We start from the raw sequence: 21,959 nt of genomic DNA, 5'->3' as shown, positions 1-21,959 counted from the left end.
AGGACCTCATCGGTGAACCGGCCGTACATGAACGCGTGGTCGGCCTTGCCGCCCTCCCAGCCGTTGGTCAGGAAGAACCCGTACTGCTGCCCCGGCTCGGGCTCGGGGTAGCTCAGCCCGAAGCCCATCTCGAGGAGGACGCCCGTGCCGTCGGCCGTCGGCACGTTGACCGGAAGCTTCCCGCTCGGGCTGATGTCGCCGGCGAGTGCGGCGACGGCTCCGTGGAAGTTGACGTTGTTCCAGCCGTAGATGTTGAGGACCGCGTCGGCACCCGGGAAGACGTTGATGTCGTAGGGGTTGCGCGTCGCGACGACGATGACCGGCGTGCCGGTCTCCGCCAGCGCCTCGACCATCTCCTGCTGGGCCACGTTGCCGCTGGCGTTGTAGGACGCGAAGACGACGACGTCGTGGTCCGCGGCTGCCTCGACGGCGCGGTTGCGGTACGCCTCGCTCGGCGAGCCTCCGTTCTCGTAGTCCTCGGTGACCTCGAACCCACGCTCGGCGAGCATCGGTCCCATCCGCTCCGGCCAGGCGCTTCCGGCGCCGACCATGAGCACGGAGTCCTCGTCCGGGTCGAGCGGCAGCAGCTCGTCCTCGTTGCGCAGCAGCGTGACGGCGCGCTCGGAGATCTCCTGCGCCGTGGCGCGGTGCCCCTCGTTCCCGACGACGTCCATGACGGCGTCGACGTCGACGTACGGGTCCTCCCACACGCCCCGCTCCTGCTTCCACTCCAGGATCCGCGTCACGGACTCCTCGAGCCGCTCGCGCGTGATCTCGCCCGCGGTGACGGCCTCGTTGATCGCCTCGAAGGTGGCGGGCACGTCCGGGGACATGAGCAGGATGTCGGAGCCGGCCTTGATCGCGAGGACGGCGATGTCGCCGTCGTCCAGCGGGTTGTCCGGCAGCTCCTTGAGGGCGGCCATGTCGAGGGCGTCCGTGGTGACGAGGCCCTCGAAGCCCATCTCGTCACGCAGCAGGTCGGTGAGGACCGCGGGGGAGAGGGTGCCGGGCATCTCGGCGTCGAGCTCCTCGACGATGACGTGCGCCGTCATGATCATGTCGGTGCCGGCGTCGATGGCGGCCTGGAACGGCAGGAGGTGCTGGTCGAGCGTCTCCCGGTCGTAGCTGACGATCGGCAGACCGGTGTGGGAGTCGGTCTCGGTGTCCCCGTGGCCGGGGAAGTGCTTGGCGGCCGAGGCCACGCCCTGCTCCTGCATCCCCTGGATCTGCGCCACGCCCAGGGCGGCGACGTTCTCCGGGTCCTCACCCATGGAGCGCACGCCGATGACGGGGTTGGCCGGGTTGGTGTTGACGTCGACGACGGGGGCGAAGTTGACGTTGACGCCCACGGCGGACAACTCGGCGCCGAGCACCTCTCCCTGCGCGCGGGCGAGGTCGGTGTCCCAGGTGGCGCCGAGCGCCATGTTGCCGGGCAGGACGGTCGTCGGGGCGCCCATGCGGGCGACGATGCCGCCCTCCTGGTCGATGGTGACGGCGAGCGGGATGCCCGAGCCGTCCTCGACGGACGCCTCCTGCAGGCCGTTGGACAGCTCTGCTGCGACGGTCGGGTCGTTGACGATGCCCGGGTTCGACCACGCGAAGTAGAGCACGCCGCCGAGCTCGAACTTCTCGACGACCTCCGCGGGTGTGTCGACGCCGTAGCGTTCCTGGTTCTGCTCGGCCATCGAGGCGTCGTCGGCGGAGTTGCCGTAGACGAAGGTCCACGTCATCTGGCCGATGAGCTGGTCGATCGTCATCTGCTCGACGACGTGGTCGAGCGGGTCGGTGGAGTCCGGCACCGCCATCGGTCCGGCGTTCGCGGGAACGGTGGATGCGAGTAGCATCCCCGCCGCAATGCTCGTGGCGACGCCCATTCTGGCGCCGACGGTTCTCGTGGACAACGTTCCTCCTTGAGTCGTCATCGTTTCGCGCACATGCACGTGCACGGCAACAGTTTTCGCACGTGCCATTGCGGCGGAAACTGCTGACGTCATCCAGCGTACGCCAGGCTGTGTCGTCCGTCACGCCCTCGGCAGGCACTTGGGTCCACCGCCTCTTGAATAGTACGGTTGGGACCGTGAATAAACCGCTCGGTCCGCTCCCCACCCGCGGCCTCGCCCGTGAGGAGCTCTCTCCCGCGCGCCGGGCGGTGCTCGACGCCCTCATCGACCTCGGTGGCCGTCGGACGGTGGCCGAGCTCGCGGCCGAGCTGGGCCAGCACCCGAACACCGTGCGTGAGCACCTCGAGGCCCTGGCGCGCGTCGAGCTCGCGGAACGCACGCTGCGGCACACCGCCGGGCGTGGCCGTCCCGCCGCCCTCTACCGCGCCACCCTGTCCGCGACCCCGGCGGGGCCCGAGTACGCGGTGCTCGCGGAGGTACTCATCAACTACCTGGCGCGGACGGTCCCGGACGAGGCGATGCGCGTCGAGCACGCCCTCACGGCCGGCCGGGACTGGGGCCGGGCGATCCGCGAGCGCCGGCTCGTCGACGCCAGCCGGGAGGAGCGGCTCGCCGCCGCCGGTCTCCGGCCCGTGGACGACTCGGCCCCCGCGTCGGCCGAGGACGGGCCAGGGCACGAGGACGCTCCCGGTCCCCGACCGACCTCTGGTGAGCCTGCCGCAGAGCGGACGGGCGGCCCGGCCGAGGACCCGCGGAAGCTCCGGGACTCGGTGTCGCGACTGGGGGAGATGCTCGACCGTGCGGGCTTCGACTGCCACACCACCGAGGACGCCGACGGCGGCTACACCCAGCGGCTGCGCCGGTGCCCGGTCCTGGCCCTTGCTCGCGAGCACCCGGAGGTCGTCTGCACGAGCCACCTGGGCATGGCGCAGGACATCCTCGGTCACGAGGGTGTGTCCGCCGACCGTGTCTCCCTCGAGGCGTTCGCCGAACCCGGCGCCTGCCTCCTCCGCATCGCGCCACCTGCCGCCGGCCATGAGTGACCGCGTGGGACCCGCGCGTGGCGTCCTGACACGGACGTCGTTCCGGCTGCCCTTCCTCCTCCTCGGCGGGCTCGCCATGCTCGCCGGGCTCGACGCCGCGCTCGCGCTGCTCGGGCTCCCGGACGTCGTCGTCGGCGCGCGCCTGGCGGACGTCCACGGCCCGCTCATGGTGCTCGGCTTCGTCGGCACCGTCATCGGGCTGGAACGGTCGGTGGCCCTGGGCCGCGGCTGGAGCTACCTCGCCCCCGCGCTCAACGGCCTGGGCGTCCTCGCCACCGTCTCGGCGCTGCCCGAGGCGGTCGGTGCCGGCCTCGTCCTCGCCGGGCAGGTGGGCGGCCTGCTCGTCTACCGCTCGCTGTACGCGCGCCAGCCGGCCGCGGCGGTGGCGGTCCAGGTCCTCGGCTCGCTCATGGCCGTGGCGGCGGCCCTGCTGTGGCTCGGAGGGGTCCCGGTCCCCGCGATCATGCCCTGGCTCGTCGGCTTCCTCGTCCTGACGATCTTCGGCGAACGGCTCGAGCTGGCGCGGCTGGGGACCCTGCGCCCACGCGACGGGACCGCCGCCCAGGTGATCGCCGTCGTCGTGCTCGGGTCCGCCGTCCTCTCGCTGCTCGCCCCCGAGGCGGGCTTCGTGCTGCTCGGGCTCGCGCTGGTCTCCGCGGCCGGCTGGCTCGCCGTCAAGGACGTCGCCCGCCGCACGATCCACGCGACCGGCCTGCCGCGGTTCATCGCCGGCTGCCTGCTCGCCGGCTACGTCTGGCTCGCCGTCGCCGGGACGATCTGGCTCCTGGGCGGGCAGGTCGCGGGCCGTGCCTACGACGCCGCCGCCCACGCCCTGTTCCTCGGGTTCGTCATCTCGATGGTCATGGCGCACGCGCCCGTCATCATGCCCGCCGTGCTCCGGCGGCCGCTGCCCTACCGCCGTGCCCTCGTCGTCCCCGCGGTCCTGCTCCACCTCACCCTCGTGCTCCGCCTGGGTGTCGGTGACGCCCGCGACCTCGAGTGGGCGGTCCAGGCCGGCGGAGTGGGCAACATCGTCGCGGTCCTGCTGTTCGTCGTCGTCGCCGCCTGGTCGGCACTCACGGCGACGACGACGGCGCGCCCACCCGCCGCCGCCCCGGCAGCTCCGGACACCGAACCCCGGCAGCAGCCCAGCGGTCGGCGCGAGGGCGCCGTCCCGGAGGACGTCCCCCTGGAGGGCGCGCACCCCCGGCACGTCGCAGCCGCCATCACGACTCGTGGAGCATCCTCATGAACCTCACCCGTCCGGCCTCCACGCGCCCGCCGATGGCACGCCGCCCCTGGCACGTGCGCGTCAACGCGCTCGTCGTCGGCTGGTTCCTCGCGGCGTTCGTCGTCGCCGTCGCGCACCGGTGGATCCCCGAGGCGAACTACCTCATGGTCCACCTCATGCTGCTCGGCGCGGTAACGACGGCGATCCTCATCTGGTCCGCGCACTTCGCCGACACGCTGCTCGGGCGGCCCGCGCCGGGTGGCCAGGGCCTCGTCTTCGCGCGGCTCGGCGTGCACACCGTCTCGGCGGTCCTCGTCATCCTCGGCGTCGCGACGAACCGGTGGTCGCTCGTCGTCGCCGGCGGCGTCGGTGTCACGATCGTCGCGGTCAGCCACGTCGTCGTCATCCTGCTGCAGCGCCGCGGTGCCCTCATGGCGCGCTTCGGCGCGCTGTCCCTCTTCTACGTGTTCGCCGGGCTGTGCCTCACCGTGGGGGTGTGGCTCGGTGTCATGCTCGCCCGGACGACGCCCTCGGCGCAGGTCGCGGGCCGCCTCTACACCGCCCACACGACGACGATGCTCCTCGGCTGGGTCGGTCTCACCGTGCTCGGCACCCTCGTCGTCCTGTGGCCGACGATGCTGCGGACCAAGATGGTTCCCGGTGCACCGCTGGCCGCCCGCCGCGCGATGCTCGTCCTCGTCGCCGGGCTCGCCGTCATCTGGGCCGCGGCCGCCCTCGACCAGCGCTGGCTCGTCGTCGTCGCCGTCGTCGTGTACCTCACCGGCCTCGGGCTCGTGGTCCGGCCGATGGTGACCATCGCGCGGGCCAAGCCGCCGCGGAGCTACGCGACCCTGAGCGCGGCCGCAGCCGTGTGCTGGCTGGTGGCCTGTCTCGTCGTGCTCGCGGTGCTCGCCGCGACCGCACCCGACTGGGCCGGGCTCCGGGAGTCCCTCGGTGTGCTCGCCGCCCCCTACGCGGCAGGCTTCGCGGGGCAGGTGCTCCTCGGGGCGCTGAGCTACCTCGCCCCCGTCGTGCTCGGCGGCGGACCGCGGGTGGTGCGCCGGGTGGACGAGGAGATGAACCGTGCCGCCGGTGCCCGTCTCGCCGTCGTCAACCTCAGCCTCCTGCTGTTCGTGCTGCCGCTGCCGAGTCTCGTCCGCGTCACGACGTCGCTCCTCGGCCTGGCCGGCCTGGCCGCCTTCCTCGTCCTGCTCGGGCGGGCCCTGTGGGCGCGCCGGCAGGCCGAGCGGGAGAGCTCAGGAGCGGTCATCGCCGCCTCCATCGCGACCGGCCCGCCGCCGGTGCCGCGTCGGCTCGGCGCGCTCTACGGCGTCGGTGCCGTCGCGCTCGCCGTCGTCATGGGGGTCGCGGGGGACCCTGCCGCCGCCGGCCTCACCGGTACTGCTGCCGACGACGGCGTGGCCGCCACCGGCCGGACGACGACCGTGCGCGTCGAGGCGCAGGACATGCGCTTCGTCCCCGACGTCGTCGAGGTCCCGGCAGGTGACCGGCTGGTCGTCGAGCTCGTCAACACCGACGACGACGTCCACGACCTCGTGCTGGACAACGGCGCCCGCTCCGGGCGGCTCTCGGCCGGCGAGTCGGTGGAGGTGGACCTCGGCGTCGTCGGCCGCGACGTCGAGGGCTGGTGCTCGGTCGCCGGGCACCGGCAGATGGGCATGACACTCGACGTCGTCGCCGTCGGAGCCGTCACCGCGACGGCAGGTGGGACGACGACGGACGGCGGGCCCGCGTCGTCGGGCCACGACGCCCACGACGCGGCGACGGGCGAGGCGGCCCGCGACCGGCTGGACCTCATGGCTGAGCCCGACGAGGACTTCACGGCCCACCCGGCCGAGCTCGCCCCCGCGCCGGAGGGTGACCTGCACGAGGTGACCTTCACCGTCGGTGAGACGACCAGCGAGGTGGCTCCCGGCGTCGAGCAGGAGCGGTGGACGTTCAACGGCACCGCGCCCGGCCCGACGCTGCGCGGCAAGGTCGGGGACGTCTTCGAGATCACGCTCGTCAACGACGGCACCATCGGCCACTCCATCGACTTCCACGCCGGGGCGCTGGCCCCCGACGAGCCGATGCGCACGATCGGCCCGGGGGAGTCGCTCGTCTACCGCTTCACCGCGGAACGGGCGGGCATCTGGATGTACCACTGCTCGACGATGCCGATGTCGATGCACATCGCCCAGGGGATGTTCGGCGCCGTCATCATCGACCCGCCCGACCTGGAGCCGGTCGACCGCGAGTACGTGCTCGTCCAGTCCGAGGTCTACCTCGGGGAGGTCGGCGGGACGGCCGACGCGGAGGCGATCGCCGCGGAACGGCCCGACCTCGTCGTCTTCAACGGCTACGCCAACCAGTACGACCACCGACCGCTGACCGCGCGGGCGGGTGAGCGGGTGCGGGTGTGGGTGCTGGCGGCCGGCCCCTCCCGCGGCTCGGCGTTCCACGTTGTCGGCGGCCAGTTCGACACCGTCTACGACGAGGGTGCCTACCGCCTCGGCGGGCCGGACGGGATCGGTGGGGAGAGCGCCGGTGCCCAGGTGCTGCCGCTCGTGGCCGCCCAGGGCGGGTTCGTCGAGCTCGAGCTCCCCGAGGCCGGCCACTACCCCTTCGTCTCGCACGCCATGGTCGACGCCGAGCGCGGCGCCCACGGCGTCATCGAGGTCACCGAGTAGCCGCCACGCGCTGGATCGCGGGCGGGGCGTCGCTCCGCCGCTTCTCGCCGACAGGCGGATCGTGTGCGGGGTGGCGCTCATCGGCGCCCGGGCCAGCGCGTGTGCCCGAACAGCGGCTGCCGACGCCGCCCGTCCGCCCAGGCCGGGTCCCACGGCCACTGACCGTCGTGGTTCGACCACACCACCTGCAGGCCGGGGACCGGCGTGGCTCCTCGCTGCCCGTAGACCAGCTGGGCGACGGCGAGATGACGGGGGTCGTTCACCCTGACGAGGCGGTAGCGGTGAGGGGACACCGAGGCGATGACGTCCCCCGCCGTGAAGCGGTGCCCGTCGCGGACGTGCTGCGCCAGCGGGTCGAGGACCACGGCGGCGTCGCGTTCGCAGGTGCCGCTGACGAGCAGCTCGGGGTGGTCGTGGAAGCGCGTCAGCCCGACGGTGTACGCGAACGACGGCCTGCCGGGGTGGCCCTCGACGAACTGGATCGTCCAGCCGTGCTGCTCGATCACCTCGCGGTGGCGCGCGAGCACCTCCTCCCAGGTCCAGCCGTCGCAGATGAGACACATGGTGACCTCTCCTCCTCGTCACCACGACGCTAGGAGCAACCCGGTGACGGCCACGGGGCGCGGACGGCGGGCTGTGGAGGGCCGGCCCCGGCCGTGGCGCGGTGGAGCGACGCCCCGGACACAACCCAGCTGTCGGCGAGTGGGGGCGGGCGGTTGCTCGTCAGCGCAGCTGGAACGGGAGCTTGCGCAGCTCCGTGGTGGTCTGCGCCAGGGTGTCGCGGGCACGGAGCCCGACCTCGTACTCGCGGTCGCGTCGCGCGACGAGCACGGCGGCGAGGAAGCGTTCGGGGTGCGTGCCCCACGGAGGTGGCGGCGCGACGAGCGGCTCCACGCGGGCAGCCAGCTGTTGTCCGAGACGTGTGCGTGAGACGGGGTCCAGGGTCCCCGTGCGGTCGAGGAAGCGCCGCGCGGCCAGGGACAGCCCGTCGGGCATCGCGCGGATGTCCGCGGTGCGGGCCCAGTGCTCGAGCTCGGGCGGCATGAGCAGCGGCGGCGCCGAGCGGTCCGCACCACGGGTGCGAACCGCGTAGGTGCCCGCGAGCAGGTCACCCAGCCGTTTGCCGCGACCGTTGAGCAGCGCCGTGACGACGGCGATGGAACCGGCGGTCAGCCACAGCTCGCCGAGCCCGGTGAGCGAGCGGATGAAGGCGTGCCGGAAGCGGATGGGGCCGCCGTCGTCGCGCACGATCCTGATGCCGGTGGCGACCTTGCCGAGCGAGCGCCCCCGGCTCAGGGTCTCGACCACGGTCGGGGCGACGATGACGATAGCCGCGATCGTCACGATCGTCACGATCGTGGTGCGGGCCTCGTTGACGTTGCTCAGCCCTGCAAGGATGCCGACGGAGACGGCGAGGAGGACGGCCCCGTAGCAGGCCGCGTCGATGAGGCCACCGACCACCCGGAGGAGGAAGGCAGCGGGGCGGACCTCCAGCGCGACGGCCTCACCGGTGATGATGAGGTCGTCGGCGAGGTGCGCCGTCTGCAGCGCCCGCCCCGGGGAGTGCGCGGCGTGCGTGGTCATGTGTGGCAGGGTACCCGCGTGGACATCGACGCCTTCGCCGCCGTGCACGGGCCGGAGTGGGACCGTCTGCGCGCGCTGTCCTCCCGGTCCCGGCTGAGCGGCGAGGAGGCCGACGAGCTCGTCACCCGCTACCAGTCGGCGGCCGGGCACCTGTCGGCGCTGCGCACCAGCGCGCCGGACCCCCTGCTCGTCTCCGAGCTGTCCGGGCTGCTCGCCACGGCGCGCGGCCGCATCGCCGGGACCCACGAGGCGCGGCTGTCCGACGTGTCGCGGTTCTTCCTCCTCATGCTGCCGGCCGCCTTCTACCGGGTGCGCTGGTGGACTGTGTGGGTGGGCCTCGCGTTCCTCGCGCTCGGCGCGGTGAGCGGCTGGTGGGTGGCCACCAACTCCGCGGCGCTCGCGTCGATGGGGACACCCGCCGAGCTCGAGGAGTACGCCGAGGAGGCGTTCGCGGCCTACTACTCCAACTATCCCGCCGGCGACTTCGCCGGGCAGGTGTGGACGAACAACGCGTGGATCGCCGCCCAGTGCATCGCGCTCGGCATCACCGGGTTCTTCCCCGTGTACGTGCTCGTGGCCAACGCGGTGGGTGTCGGGTCCTCCGGCGGCGTCATGGCGGCGCACGGCCACCTGGAGGTGTTCTTCGGGCTCATCCTGCCCCACGGGCTCATGGAGCTGACGGCGATCTTCATCGCGGCCGGCGCCGGCCTCAAGCTGTTCTGGGCGTGGGTAGCCCCCGGGCCGCGCACACGGTCGCGAGCGATGGCCGAGGAGGGGCGCTCGCTGTTCATCGTCGCGCTGGGACTGGTGCTCGTGCTCGCCGTCTCGGGGGTCGTCGAGGGGTTCGTGACACCGTCGGCCCTCCCCACCTGGGCGAAGATCACGATCGGTGCCCTCGTGCTCGCCGGGTACTGGGCCTACACGCTGGTCCTCGGCGGTCGTGCCGTGCGGGCGGGGGAGACCGGGGACCTCGAGGAGGACCTCGCCGGCCACACGCTGGCTCAGGCCGGCTGACCGCTCACCAGGCGGGGACGATCGTGATGCCCTCCCGGCGCAGCGCCCGGTGGAACGCCGGGTCACGCAGCAGGCGCAGCTCCCACACCCGCTTCCTGCCGTCACCCGGTCGCATCCGTGCGACAGAGCGGCGCGGCGCGGGGTGGACGATGAGCTCGGAGGTCCCGCGCGGGAGGCAGGCGAGCTGGGCGATCACCTCGGCGCGCAGCAGGCCGTAGCACGGGATCAGTCCTCCCGGCAGCCAGGAGCTGAGGAGCAGCTCGGGGATCCGCACACCGAGCTCGTCCGCACGCCGCACTGCACCGCGGTGGGCGGCACGCAGACCGCGCACCGCGAGCCCCAGGACGGTACCGAGCCTGCGCGGGAGGCGGAAGTCCAGGCCGTGCGCTGCGCAGAAGTCGACGGCGGTGCCCGCGAGGGAGCGTCCGTGAATGCCGTAGAGCGTCCCGGAGTGCGAGTCGAGGGCCGGTGGCAGCACGTTGCGGTCGCGCATCCAGCCGAGCTGGGCGTGGAGCTCGCGGGTGACGTCGGGGACTGTCGCACGGTGCTCGGCGACCGCGGCGTCGACGGGCAGGGTGCCGTCCGGCTCGGTGAGGGAGGGGACGTTCGACGCGATCGGGTGCCACCCCTGCTCCGCCCACTCGCGCCCGCTCGAGAGGGCGACGTGGAGCCGCGGTGCCCCCAGCCCGGCGGCACGCAACCGGTGGACGGCGTCGGCCGCCGCCGGTGCGACGGGGATGAGCGTCGTCGCCGAGACGACGCCGTCGCGCATGAGCTCGACGATGGTGGCGTTGGTGTCGGGGTCGACCCCCAGGTCGTCGGCCGTGATGACGAGCCTGCGGTCCATGGTGCCGAGAGTACGGCGGCGCGGACGGGTCTGCCCGTGGGGAGCCCTGGAGCGTGATCCCGGCACCGTGCGCCTGTTCGTGCCACCGTGCACCCGGTCAACCGGGCGCACGGTTCTCGAGCGGGCGCACGGTGGGGAGGGCTGGTGGGCTGTCGGTGGCGTCGACCGGCTCAGAGCCGTCCGGCGGCCTTGAGCGAGAGGTAGGTGTCGGCGAGCGCGGGGGGCAGGTCCTCCGGGGTCGCCTCGACCACCTCGACCCCGCTGCGGCGCAGCCGCATCCCGGCGGCGGCACGCTCGAGAGAGGCCCGTTCGGCGGCGGCGGCGTCGAAGATCTCCTCACTCGTCGTGCGTCGGACGCGGATCTCCTCCGCCTCGGGGTCCGCGGCGGAGGCGAGCACGACCTGGTGGTCCCTGGTCATCGCCCCGACGACGGGCAGCAGGTCCGACATCACCGCAGCGGTGTCCAGTGCGGTGAGGAGCACGACGAGGGAGCGCTGCGACAGCGCGTCGCGGACGGTCTGGGTGACGGCGGGCCAGCTGACCTGCACGAGGGAGGCCTCGACCTGCGCCAGGCCCTCGGCGAGCGAGGACATCAGCCGGGCTCCCTGGATGCCTGAGACCCGCGCCCGCACCGCGGAGTCCACGGCCACGACGTCGACCCTGTCACCTGCCTTGGAGGCGAGGGCCGCGAGCAGCAGGGCAGCCTCGATCTGGGCCTCCAGCCGGGGCGCCTCGCCGAGCCGGGCGGCCGACAGGCGGGAGGAGTCGATGACGATGAACACCCGCCGGTCCCGCTCCGGGCGCCAGGTCCGCACGACGACGTCGCCACCCCTGGCCGTCGCGCGCCAGTCGATGGCCCGCACGTCGTCGCCGATGACGTACTCACGCAACGAGTCGAACTCGGTGCCCTCGCCGCGCACCTTGACCGCAGCCCGGCCGTCCATCTCGCGGAGCCGGGCCAGGCGCGAGGGGAGGTGGCGCCGGGAGGCGAAGGCGGGCAGCACGCGGAGCCGGGCGGGCACGGGCAGGGAGCGCTGCCGGGCCGCGAGGCCGAGGGGTCCGTGGGAGCGCAGCGTGACGAGGTCGGCGGTCCGGTCACCGCGCCGGGTGGGGCGCAGCGCCGTGCGGACCCGCCGCGCCTCGCCCGCTGGGACGGTGACGCCGTGGCGGTTGCGGTCGGCGCCCGCCGACGGCACCCAGGCGTCGCGCACGAGGAGCCGCGCCGTGCGTCGGCCGGTGTTGGACAGGGTGAGGGTGGAGGTGGCGGGCTCACCGAGGCGGACGGAGTGCGGCACCGCCCGCTCGGGTCGCACGGCGAGGGGGGACGCGGCGAGGAGCAGGTCGATGAGGACACCGAGCCCGAGCAGCGCGGCCCAGGCGAGCACCGTCGTCGTCCGCGGCACGAGCAGCACCGGGAGGAGGCCGACGGCGGCGACCAGGACGGCCCGTCGGGTCAGAGCCATGCCGGCCCCCTCCGGTGTCGGCGCGGGGGTGGGGTGATCGTGGACCGGGTCCTCTCGGAGTGCACCGGGGCCTCAGCGGGGGACGGGGACGGTCCGCAGGACGCCGTCGAGCACCGTCTCGGCGGTCACGCCCTCGAGCTCGGCCTCCGCACGCAGCTGGACACGGTGCCGCAGCGTCGCGTGCGCGAGGGCCTTGACGTCGTCGGGCGTGACGTAGTCCCGGCCGGTGAGCCACGCCCAGGCGCGTGCCGTCGCCAGCAGCGCCGTCGCGCCGCGCGGTGAGACGCCGAGGGACAGCGACGGCGAGGTCCGGGTGGCGCGGCAGACGTCGACGACGTAGCCGAGCACCTCGGGCGCGACCTGGACGCGGGCCACCTCCGCGCGCGCGGCCGCGAGGTCCGCGGGGCCCGCCACGGGACGGACACCCGCGCCCGCGAGGTCGCGGGGGTCGAAGTCGTGGGCGTGCCGGGTGAGGACCTCGATCTCGTCGCCGCGCTCGGGGAGCGGCATGAGCAGCTTGAGGAGGAAGCGGTCGAGCTGTGCCTCGGGCAGCGGGTAGGTGCCCTCGTACTCCACCGGGTTCTGGGTGGCGATGACCATGAACGGGTCGGGCAGCGGACGGGGCGTCCCGTCGACCGACACCTGCCGCTCCTCCATCGCCTCGAGGAGCGACGCCTGCGTCTTGGGGGGCGTGCGGTTGATCTCGTCGGCGAGCACGAGGTTGGTGAACACCGGCCCCTCCCGGAAGGAGAACTCCGCGGTGCGCGCGTCGTAGACGAGGGAGCCGGTGACGTCCCCGGGCATGAGATCCGGGGTGAACTGCACCCGCTTGGTGCCCATGTCCAGGCTCGCGGCGAGGGTGCGCACGAGCAGCGTCTTGGCCACGCCCGGGACGCCCTCCAGGAGCACGTGCCCGCGGCACAGCAGGCCGATGACGAGGCCGGTGACGGCCGCCTCCTGACCGACGACGGCCTTGCCGACCTCCTGCCGGAGCGCGGCGAGCCGGGCCCGCGGCGAGTCCTCGGCCGGTGCCGGGACCGGCGCGGGAGTGACGGGTGCTGCGGCCACCGGACTGTCGGCCGGGGGAGGGAAGCCGGCGGGGGGTGGGACGGGCTGGTCGCCGGGGCGGTGGGTGGTCACGACGGGTGGACCTCGCTTTCCAGGGTGTCGAGCTCGCGGGTGAGGCGGATGAGTTCGGCGTCGGACGTCGGTGGTGGGCCGTAGAGCAGCGCCCCGACCGCGGCCTCGTCACGGCCGGTCGCCCGGGCGAGCGCCGCGACGAGGGCGTCGGCGCCCGCGGAGCGCGGGACGCCCAGCCGGGCGGCACTGCGGGTCGCGCAGCCGGCCCGGAGCCCGGCTGCCGCGTGCCCGTAGTCGCGGGCCCGCCGGTAGAGACGCCCTCGGCCGAGGGTCGTCTCGGTGGAGCGGACGACGACGGGCATCGGCTCGGTCACGACGCGGCCGAGCCTCCGCGCGCCCCACAGGACGACGACGGCGGCGAGCACGGCCAGCTGCCAGCCCAGGGCGGTGACGGTGGGCGGCAGGACGGAGGCGGCACCGCCGTCGTCGGCCTCCTCACCGAAGGTGTCACCGACGGTCGGCAGGTACCACACGAGCTCCTCGTTCGAGCCGAGCAGCCGCAGGACCAGAGCGGCGTTGCCGGCCTCGGCGAGCGACTCGTTGCTCAGCAGCGACCCGTCGGCGAGGGCCGCGACGCGACGACCGTCCTGCTGCCAGGTGGCGAGCGCGCCGGCACCGTCGGCGGTGGGGAAGCACAGCTCGACGTCGTCGCTCAGGGGCAGGACGGCCCCGGTGCTGCGGGACACCTCCCCGGCAGCGGTCGCGTGGGGGTCGTCGCACCGCGCGGGGACGGGTGCGGGGCTGCCGGCGGGGGAGGGCTCGACCCGGTCGGTGAGGGGCGCGAGGTCCGGCAGGAAGGTCATCTGCGTGATGACGAGGTCGGCGCCCGTGTCGCGGACCGCGGCGAGCTGGGCGTCGTCGAGCCGGCCGGTGGCGGTGACGAGGAGAGTCGTGCCCGGCCGCGCGACCCGAACGACGTCGTCCGTCGTCGAGACCGTGCGGACCCGTACTCCCCGCTCCTCGAGGATGGTCGCGGCGGCCTGGGCGCCGCCGGGCCGGGGGTTGTCCGGGGCGAGCGGCACGCCCGACGTGGAACCGCGACCCACGATGATCGCGACGACGGCGGCGACGGCGACGAGCGCGGCGACGACGAGGAAGAGGCGCTGCCTTCGGGCCGCCCGCCGAGCGGTCCCGCCGTCCCCGGCCTCGGTGCCGGCGGTGCTCTGGGCGTCGACGTCCGACGTGACGGTCACCGGGCCACCACCCACGTCGCGCCGGCGGCCGGCGGGCTCACCGGTCTGCTGCGCACGACCGCGGAGGCGAGCTCACGCAGGCGGGCGTCCTCCGCGGGCCCGGGGGCGGCGGAGCCGTAGCAGACGTCGTCGAACAGGCGGCCGGCCCACCTCAGCTCGGCGGCGCAGTCGGGCAGTCGCTGCGCAGCGGCGTCGCTCGCCTCGTGAGCGGTGAGCCCTGGCCGGTCGTCGAGCACCGTGCGCTCGTCCAGCGATCGGATGATCGCGCGGAAGCGCATGAGCACGGCGAGCGCCCAGTCACGGCGCGCGGCGGCCGCGTCGGCTGCCGCGGCGAGGTCGGCGCTGGTGGCGTGCTCGTCGTCGAAGACCGCGTGCGAGCCGCGGCCGGGACGTCGGCGACGGCGCGTGCGGACCGGACCGGCCAGGTACAGGGCGACGGCGAGGAGCGCGACGGCACCGACCACGACGATGACGGGCACGAGGTTCGCCGGGGCGCTCGCGTCGATCTCGGTGAGGCGCTGGAGCTGCTCGAGGAACCAGGTCCACAGCCGTTCGAGCAGGCTCGGCTCGGTGCTGTACACGCTGCGGGAGAGCTCGTCCTGCGCCCAACGGCGCGCCTCCTCGGCGTCCGGCTCCACCGGGACACCGGCCCACCGGGCGACGTGCGCTGCGCTCATCCGGCCTGCGCCGCGCGGGCGAGCTCGACGTCCAGGCCCTCCTTGCGCATCCGGACGTCGACGTAGAGCAGGGCGAGGACGGCGGCCATGACGGGGATGGACAGGGCCGAGCCGACGAGCTGCCCGATCGAGGAGAGGACGAGCGGGACCATGAACCCGTCGGTGGCGAAGATGGTGCCGACCATGGAGAAGGGCACCGACAGGATGCTCACGAGGATCCCGACGAGGACGACCGTGAGCAGCATGATCCCGAAGAGGCGCCAGAAATGGCCCTTGGTCAGCCGCCAGGAGCGGGCGATCGACGCGAACACGCCCGTGCCCTCCAACATGATCGTGCAGGGCGCGAACATCGTGCGCACAGCGATGAAGGCGAGGAGGACGAGCAGCGCGAGGAAGAGCACCGGCACGAGGACGAACAGCAGCGCCCAGTTGTCGCCGCCTGCCTCGACCAGGGCCACCGACAGCCCCACGACGGCGACGGTGGCCGCGGCGACCGCCGCGATGCCGGCCGCGCCGAGGAGGAGGGACAGGGCGACCAGTCGCCACAGTCGGCCGCGCGCGCGCCGCCAGACCTCACCCAGGCTGACCTTGCGCCCGATGACCGACTCGCTCACCGAGATGATCGCCAGCCCCTCGAGGATGAGGGTCGCCAGGCTCACGGCAGCAGAGCTGAGGAGCAGGCCGGCGAAGGTCCCGACGCTGAAGAACGCGTCGACGTCGGCGACGCCGGCCTGTGCCGCGCGCTCGATGCGTCCGACGAACGCCGCGGTGAAGCCGAGCTGGACGATCGCCCCGACCCCGACGACGATGATCGCCAGCCCGAACATGACCATCGGGTTGCTGCGGATGGCGCGGAAGGCACCGTCGTAGATCTCGCCGAGGGTCAGCGGCCGCAGCGGGACGATCCCCGGCTGGACAGCCGAGGGCACCGGGACGAAGCCGGCGCCGTAGTAGCCCCCGGTCCCCGGTGGCTGGCCGTACTGGCCGTACTGCCCGTACTGGTCCGGTGCGGGGGGTGGCGGGGTGCCGTACTGGCCGTACTGCCCGTACTGCCCGTACTGGTCCGGTGCCGGAGGTGGCGGGGTGCCGTACTGCCCGTACTGGTCCGGTGCGGGGGGTGGCGGGGTGCCGTACTGGCCGTACTGCCCGTACTGGTCCGGCGGCGGTGCGGGCGGGACACCGGGGGACTGTTGCCCGGATGACTCGTGGCCGTCGGCGCCTGGCTGCTGGCTCATCGATCCCTCCCGCTCTGGTTCAGCGGTCATCGTGTCACGTCCGATCCTGTGCACGTGCGGACCCACGGCACGCGACATGACCAGCGGCGCACCGGATCTGCCGCGGTCAGTGCGACGATAGTGGCCATGAACGCTCGAATTCTCGTGGTCGACGACGACACTGCGCTCGCCGAGATGATCGGAATCGTCCTGCAGGGCGAGGGCTTCGACACCGTGGTGTGCCCCGACGGCCCCCAGGCGCTGGAGATGTACCGCGCCGAGCAGCCCGATCTCGTGCTGCTCGACCTCATGCTGCCGGGCCTGGACGGGATCGAGGTGTGTCGCCTCATCCGCGCGGAGTCGGGCGTCCCGATCGTCATGCTCACCGCGAAGTCGGACACGATCGACGTCGTCGCCGGGCTCGAGGCAGGCGCGGACGACTACATCCCCAAGCCGTTCAAGCCCAAGGAGCTCGTCGCCCGGGTCAAGACGCGCCTGCGCGGCACCACCGGCCCGCAGACCGAGCGGCTGGCCATCGGGGACCTGTCCATCGACGTCGCCGGCCACCAGGTCACGCGCGGGGAGGAGCCGATCGCGCTCACCCCGCTGGAGTTCGACCTCCTCCTGGCGCTGGCGCGCAAGCCGTGGCAGGTCTTCAGCCGCGAGGTGCTCCTCGAGCAGGTCTGGGGCTACCGCCACGCCGCCGACACGCGGCTCGTCAACGTCCACGTCCAGCGCCTGCGCGCCAAGATCGAGAAGGACCCGGAGAACCCCGAGGTCGTCGTGACCGTCCGTGGGGTGGGCTACCGGGCGGGTAGCGCGCAGCGGTGAGTCGATGAGCGCAGGCCCGCAGGACCTCGACACCCGCCCCGGCGGGGGGCTCGGGCGCGCGGTCGACCGGTGGCGTTCCTCGCTGCGCCTACGCGTGTCGACGCTGACGGTCCTCGTCGGGGTCGCCGCCCTCATCCTGCTCGGCGCCGTCGTCAACGTGACGATCCGCGACGGGCTGTTCGACTCGCGCCGCGACGAGATCCTCACCGACGCCTCGGCCCGCACCCGCTCCGCCCAGCAGTCCTTCGACGCGGTGATCGCCAACACCGGCCCGCAGGTGCAGCAGCTGGCCAACGAGCTCGTCGCGAGGAGCCAGGGGACAGGGGGCGGCGTCGTCGGGACCATGCTGCTGCGCAGCCCCTCCGAGACCGCGCAGGTGCTCATCAACGAGGCGGTCATCGACGAACGGCTGCTCGACAAGTCGGTCCTCACGAACGAGATGCGTCGGGCGGTCGCGGAGGGTGGGCAGCACTGGCAGTCGATCTCCCTGCCGCTCGCGATGGGCGGCGGTCCCGCGATCATCGTCGGTGGAGAGGTCAACCTGCCGGTCGTCGGCACCCACGAGCTCTACACCGTCTACACCCTGGGCCCGGAGGAGGAGACGCTCACCCTCGTCAACCAGGTGCTCGCCGCCGGTGCCGTCGTGCTCCTCATCTTCCTCGGCGCCATGACGTGGTTCATCGCCCAGCGGGTGCTGGGGCCCGTCCGGCAGGCCGCGCGCACGGCAGAGCGGCTCGCCGACGGGCTGCTCCACGAGCGGCTCGACGTCCGGGGCACCGACGAGCTCGCCACCCTGGGGCGCAGCTTCAACGAGATGGCGGAGAGCCTGCAGCACCAGATCGAGCGCATGGCCGAGCTCTCCCGGCTGCAGCAGCGGTTCGTCTCCGACGTCTCCCACGAGCTGCGCACGCCGCTGACGACCATCCGCATGGCGAGTGAGGTCCTGCACGCGAACCGGGAGAGCTTCGTGCCGGCCATCCGCCGCTCCGCCGAGCTGCTGCAGACCCAGCTCGACCGCTTCGAGCAGATGCTCGCCGACCTCCTGGAGATCAGCAGGTTCGACGCCGGTGCCGCACTGCTCGACGTGGAGGAACGTGACCTGCAGGACATCGTCGCGCGCGCCGTCGAGCTGGCCGCGCCGCTCGCCGAGCGTGCCGGGTCCCAGATCACGATCACCGGCCCGGGTCGGCCGTGCACGGCCGACATCGACGGCCGGCGTGTCGAGCGGATCGTGCGCAACCTGCTCGTCAACGCCGTCGAGCACGGGGAGGGCGAGCCCATCGACATCTCGGTGGGTGTCGACGACACAGCGGTGGCCGTCGTCGTGCGCGACCACGGCGCCGGCATGACGCCGGAGGCCGCCGGACGCGTCTTCGACCGGTTCTGGCGGGCGGACCCCGCACGGGCACGTACCACCGGAGGCACCGGGCTGGGGCTGTCGATCTCCCTGGAGGACGCACGGTTGCACGGCGGCACGCTGGAGGCGTGGGGCCGGCCGGGGGAGGGCGCCGCCTTCCGGCTCACCCTCCCGCGCCGCGCCGGGTACGTCGTCGCCGTGTCCCCGCTGCCGCTGTACCCACCGGGCGAGACACCGGAACCGACGCCGGACGCCACCGACCCCGCGTCCCTGCCGGACCTCGAGAGCATGGGGGGCCGATGAGCGCCCGGGCGCCGCACGACGGCCGGTGGACGAGAGGGCGCCGGCGGACGCGCGTCGTCGGGGGCCTCGTCGCCGCCGTCCTGGCGCTCGTCGGCTGCGCCGGCATCCCGGACTCGGGGCCGGTGAACGCGGCGGACCCCGTCCTCCCCGAGGACAGCTCGGTCGCCCTCATCGCCTACGGACCCACCCCCGGCGCCACGGCGAACCAGATCGTCCAGGGCTTCCTCCGTGCTGTCGCGGCTGGCGGCAGCGACGAGTTCGCGGTCGCCCGGGAGTACCTCGCCGGTCCGGCGGCCCAGACCTGGAACCCGCGCGCCCAGGTGCGGGTGTTCACCGCCCGGGACATCACCTACTCCCAGGCCGACGACGGCGCGGTGCGAGCCAGCGCCACCGCCGCCGCGAGCATCGACGCGCAGGGCCGGTACACCGAGGCGGCCCCGGACACGCAGATCGACCTCGACTTCACGCTGGCCCGCACACGGGACGGGCAGTGGCGGATCGTCGACCTCGACGACGGCATCCTCATCTCACCCGCCGACTTCGCGGCCCAGTACGGCCAGTACAAGCTCTACTTCCTCAGTCCCGACAACGAGGCGCTCGTGCCGGAGACGCGCTGGTACCCCGACCGCGGTGCCGCGACACTCATCGCCCGCCACCTCCTCGAGGGGCCCTCACCGTGGCTCGCCGGAGGGGTGGCGACCGCCTTCCCGACCGGGACGCGCCTCGTCGAGGACTCGGTGACCGTGACCGACGGCGTCGCGCAGCTCGACCTCTCGTCCGAGCCGCTCTCGATCGACGGCGCCCAGCGCAGCCTCATGGTCGCCCAGCTCCAGGCGTCGCTGCGGTCGGTCCCCGCGGTCCAGTCGGTGAACGTCACCGTCGGCGGCAGCCCGTTGCCGGTCGACGCCGATCAGCCGTCCCTGCTCCGCAACCCCTACGTCACGGGCAACCCCGTCGTCATCGCCGAGGGGCAGCCCCAGCGCTTCACCGGCTCGGACCTGGTGCCGCTGACCGGCTCGGGCCTCGCGGCCGACCCGCGGATGCCGGCGCTGCCGTACGACGACGCGCCCGGTCGCCCGGTCGTCCTCGACGGCACCGACCGGCTGGTCACCCTCCCCGGGGACGACGACGGCGTCGTCCTCGCGACCGGTGACAACCTCGTCGCCCCGTCGATCGACCGGCACGGCTGGATCTGGACGACGCCACGGATCAGCGACGGCTCACTCCAGGCGTTCCTGCCCAACGGTCGGGCGAGCGACGTGAACGCGAGCTGGCTCGACGACGCGACCGTCCGCTCACTGAGGGTCTCCCGCGACGGGACCCGCGCCGTCGTCGTCTGGGAGAGCGACGGCATCTCCCACGTCGAGGTCGCCGCCGTGCTCCGCGAGAGCGACGCACGGCCGGTGGCGCTCGGTGAGCCGGTCCGGATCGGCGAGTCGCTCACCACCGCGCTGGCGGTCACCTGGGTCGACGAGCAGACCATCGGGGTGCTCGGCTCGAGCGGGGCGGACTCGGCGCCCGCCGTGCACCTCGTGACCATCGGTGGGCCGACCACCGAGCTGCCCGCGGTCCCCGACGCCACGAACGTCGCCGCGGCCACCGGGGACCGGACGCTCGTGGTCGGCACGGCGGCGGGAGAGCTCTACGAGCGCAACGGCCTGGGCTGGACGCTCGCCGCGACGGACGTCTACGACCCGGCGTACCCGGGCTGAATCCCCTGGCGCGGCCGGGCGCCGCGCGCGACGCGCACCACGACCGTCCCGGCCGTCGGCGCTGCTCCCCAGGCCGGTGCGGAGCCGCCGGCCACTCGTCGTCGGTGGCGGCGCCCACAGTGCGCGGACGGGCGGTGCAGCCTGGGGGCATGCCCGAACGCTCGCCCTCGGCCCGGGCACGGTGGGTCCGTGCGGTCGCCGACGGGCTCTCCCTCGTGCTTCCCACCGACTGTGCGGGCTGTGGGGCGTGGGACGTCGCGGTCTGCCCCGGGTGCCGGGACCTCGTCTCCCTCACCCCGGTCCGCAGCGACCGGGACGCCCCCATGCTCAGTCTCCCGGGCGACGCCGGGCCCCTCCTGCCGGTGTGGTCGCTCGCCGACTACGCCGGACCGGTCCGCGGACTGGTCCTCGCGTGGAAGCGGACGGGCCGCGCGGACGTCGGGCGGGTGCTGCTCGACCGGGCCCGGCGCGGCGCCCAGGTGTGGGCGCACGACCCCGACCTGCTGCTCGACGGTGACGTCGTCGTCATGCCCGCACCGTCGGGGTGGAGGCGACGGACACGCGGGTTGCTCGTCGCCGCTGACCTGGCCGACGCCGTCGCCGCCGGGATCGCAGTGTCCGGGGCGATGGAGGCCGGGCGCAGCGTGCGGTCCGTCGACGCCCTGCGACGGTCCGGTGGACGGGCCCACCAGACCGGGCTCGGGGCGCGCGCCCGCGCCCGCAACCGCACGTCCGGCGTGCGTCTGCTGGCCCCGCCGGGCCGGGAGGACGTCGTCGTGCTCGTCGACGACGTCCTCACCACCGGCGCCACGCTCGCCACCTGCGCACGGGTGCTGACCCGCGCCGGCGCGCGGGTCGCCGGGGCCCTCGTGCTCGCCGCGACGCCGCCTCCGGGGCGCGTGGGACCAACAACGCAGGTCGCCCCGGCGAACGTCGACTAACGTTCGTGTATGGACGCACTCTCGCCCCGCCGACGGACGTCGGGGGCCGGCGAGCTCCGAGGGAAGGAGGTGCCACACCACTTCCTCACCCGCCCGAGCCGGCGGGACGCATGAGAAACCGACCAGGTTTCACTCTCTCTACGGAGGTCACCATGGACATCGCTGTTGTTGCCCGTAACACCGAGGTGGCGGACCGCTTCCGCACCCACCTGGAGGAGAAGCTCCTCAAGGTGGAGCAGCTTGCGCCGCGCGCACACCGCATCGAGGTGGAGATCACCCGCGAGCAGAACCCGCGGTTGGCAGACCGGGCTGAGAAGGTCGAGCTCACGGTGGTTGACCGAGGGCCGATCATCCGCGCCGAGGCGGCTGCGGACGACCGGTACGCGGCGCTCGACCTGGCAACGGCGAAGCTCATCGAGCGTCTCCGGCGCTCGCGTGACCGGCGCAAGAACCACCACCGCCGCGGGGGCCCCACGCCCCCGGCCGCGGTCCCCGACACGCTGGCGGAGCCGGTGGAGGAGGAGCTGCCGCACGCTCCCACCCCGCCGACCGAGCCCGGGGTGGCCGTGGAGGCGCAGCTCGGTGACTCGCCGGTCATCGTCCGGCAGAAGCTCCACGACACCGTGCCGATGAGCATCGACCAGGCCCTGTACGAGATGGAGCTCGTCGGTCACCCGTTCTTCCTCTTCATCGACGAGGAGACCATGCAGCCGTGCGCGGTCTACCACCGGCACGGGTGGACCTACGGCATCATCCGGTTGAACGTCGAGGTGCACGCCGCCCAGCAGGAGGCGACCGCCTGACGACCTCGACGACGG

Annotated in this window: 18 protein-coding genes; 9 read left to right on the top strand and 9 right to left on the bottom strand. The window is 73.7% G+C overall.

Annotation, left to right across the window (positions count from 1 at the left end):
• The coding region (locus tag VR894_RS14525; protein ID WP_324652659.1) for a glycoside hydrolase family 3 protein at positions 1-1,844 on the bottom strand (1,844 nt) is incomplete at its 3' end.
• A 233-nt stretch (positions 1,845-2,077) separates the two neighbouring features.
• Here VR894_RS14525 and VR894_RS14520 point away from each other — a divergent pair.
• The 3 genes from VR894_RS14520 to VR894_RS14510 are packed head-to-tail and all read left to right on the top strand — an operon-like array spanning position 2,078 to position 6,865.
• On the top strand, positions 2,078-2,944 hold the full coding sequence (locus VR894_RS14520) for a helix-turn-helix transcriptional regulator (RefSeq protein ID WP_324652658.1): 867 nt from the start codon (positions 2,078-2,080) through the stop codon (positions 2,942-2,944).
• 4 nt (positions 2,945-2,948) lie between these two features.
• Positions 2,949-4,196 carry a hypothetical protein gene (locus VR894_RS14515; RefSeq protein WP_324652656.1) on the top strand — a complete coding sequence of 416 codons (1,248 nt, stop codon included), beginning with the start codon at positions 2,949-2,951 and terminating at the stop codon, positions 4,194-4,196.
• Complete coding sequence (locus tag VR894_RS14510; protein ID WP_324652654.1) at positions 4,193-6,865, top strand: multicopper oxidase domain-containing protein; 2,673 nt, start codon at positions 4,193-4,195, stop codon at positions 6,863-6,865. Before VR894_RS14515 ends, VR894_RS14510 begins: the two co-directional genes overlap by 4 nt.
• Positions 6,866-6,942: 77 nt before the next feature.
• Here the strand turns inward: VR894_RS14510 and VR894_RS14505 are convergent, their stop codons facing one another.
• Positions 6,943-7,428 (bottom strand): DUF4262 domain-containing protein, encoded by a 486-nt coding sequence (locus tag VR894_RS14505; RefSeq protein ID WP_324652652.1) that lies wholly within the window; start codon positions 7,426-7,428, stop codon positions 6,943-6,945.
• 160 nt (positions 7,429-7,588) lie between these two features.
• Complete coding sequence (locus tag VR894_RS14500) at positions 7,589-8,449, bottom strand: RDD family protein (RefSeq protein WP_324652651.1); 861 nt, start codon at positions 8,447-8,449, stop codon at positions 7,589-7,591.
• 18 nt (positions 8,450-8,467) lie between these two features.
• Between VR894_RS14500 and VR894_RS14495 the strand changes: the two genes are divergently transcribed.
• On the top strand, positions 8,468-9,463 hold the full coding sequence (locus tag VR894_RS14495; RefSeq protein ID WP_324652649.1) for a stage II sporulation protein M: 996 nt from the start codon (positions 8,468-8,470) through the stop codon (positions 9,461-9,463).
• 4 nt (positions 9,464-9,467) lie between these two features.
• Here VR894_RS14495 and VR894_RS14490 read toward each other — a convergent pair whose 3' ends face one another.
• The 6 genes from VR894_RS14490 to VR894_RS14465 form a co-directional block, all read right to left on the bottom strand.
• Positions 9,468-10,310: a ChbG/HpnK family deacetylase gene (locus VR894_RS14490; RefSeq protein ID WP_324652647.1), complete on the bottom strand. Its 843-nt coding sequence runs from the start codon at positions 10,308-10,310 to the stop codon at positions 9,468-9,470.
• A gap of 170 nt (positions 10,311-10,480) precedes the next feature.
• Complete coding sequence (locus VR894_RS14485) at positions 10,481-11,773, bottom strand: DUF58 domain-containing protein (protein WP_324652646.1); 1,293 nt, start codon at positions 11,771-11,773, stop codon at positions 10,481-10,483.
• Positions 11,774-11,845: 72 nt separating this feature from the next.
• Complete coding sequence (locus VR894_RS14480; RefSeq protein ID WP_324652668.1) at positions 11,846-12,841, bottom strand: MoxR family ATPase; 996 nt, start codon at positions 12,839-12,841, stop codon at positions 11,846-11,848.
• Between the two features lie 68 nt (positions 12,842-12,909).
• A complete protein-coding gene (locus VR894_RS14475; protein WP_324652644.1) occupies positions 12,910-14,106 on the bottom strand; it encodes a DUF4350 domain-containing protein in 1,197 nt (398 codons plus the stop codon).
• Positions 14,103-14,783 carry a DUF4129 domain-containing protein gene (locus VR894_RS14470; protein ID WP_324652642.1) on the bottom strand — a complete coding sequence of 227 codons (681 nt, stop codon included), beginning with the start codon at positions 14,781-14,783 and terminating at the stop codon, positions 14,103-14,105. The genes VR894_RS14475 and VR894_RS14470 overlap by 4 nt, the downstream gene beginning before the upstream one ends.
• On the bottom strand, positions 14,780-16,018 hold the full coding sequence (locus tag VR894_RS14465) for a glycerophosphoryl diester phosphodiesterase membrane domain-containing protein (protein ID WP_324652640.1): 1,239 nt from the start codon (positions 16,016-16,018) through the stop codon (positions 14,780-14,782). The genes VR894_RS14470 and VR894_RS14465 overlap by 4 nt, the downstream gene beginning before the upstream one ends.
• A gap of 126 nt (positions 16,019-16,144) precedes the next feature.
• Between VR894_RS14465 and mtrA the strand changes: the two genes are divergently transcribed.
• From mtrA to hpf, 5 genes are all read left to right on the top strand, one after another.
• Complete coding sequence (gene mtrA / locus VR894_RS14460) at positions 16,145-16,828, top strand: MtrAB system response regulator MtrA (RefSeq protein ID WP_324652638.1); 684 nt, start codon at positions 16,145-16,147, stop codon at positions 16,826-16,828.
• Positions 16,829-16,832: 4 nt separating this feature from the next.
• Positions 16,833-18,488, top strand: a complete 1,656-nt coding sequence (mtrB, locus tag VR894_RS14455; protein WP_324652636.1) for an MtrAB system histidine kinase MtrB — start codon at positions 16,833-16,835, stop codon at positions 18,486-18,488.
• Positions 18,485-20,200 (top strand): LpqB family beta-propeller domain-containing protein, encoded by a 1,716-nt coding sequence (locus tag VR894_RS14450; protein ID WP_324652634.1) that lies wholly within the window; start codon positions 18,485-18,487, stop codon positions 20,198-20,200. Before mtrB ends, VR894_RS14450 begins: the two co-directional genes overlap by 4 nt.
• A gap of 149 nt (positions 20,201-20,349) precedes the next feature.
• Positions 20,350-21,141, top strand: a complete 792-nt coding sequence (locus tag VR894_RS14445) for a ComF family protein (RefSeq protein WP_324652632.1) — start codon at positions 20,350-20,352, stop codon at positions 21,139-21,141.
• A 152-nt stretch (positions 21,142-21,293) separates the two neighbouring features.
• Positions 21,294-21,944 carry a ribosome hibernation-promoting factor, HPF/YfiA family gene (gene hpf / locus VR894_RS14440; protein WP_324652631.1) on the top strand — a complete coding sequence of 217 codons (651 nt, stop codon included), beginning with the start codon at positions 21,294-21,296 and terminating at the stop codon, positions 21,942-21,944.
• The last annotated feature ends 15 nt before the right edge of the window (positions 21,945-21,959 follow it).

The sequence above is a fragment of the Georgenia sp. H159 genome (assembly GCF_035607575.1).
Taxonomy (GTDB): Bacteria; Actinomycetota; Actinomycetes; order Actinomycetales; family Actinomycetaceae; genus Oceanitalea.
This window is presented reverse-complemented; position numbering and strand designations above follow the sequence as displayed.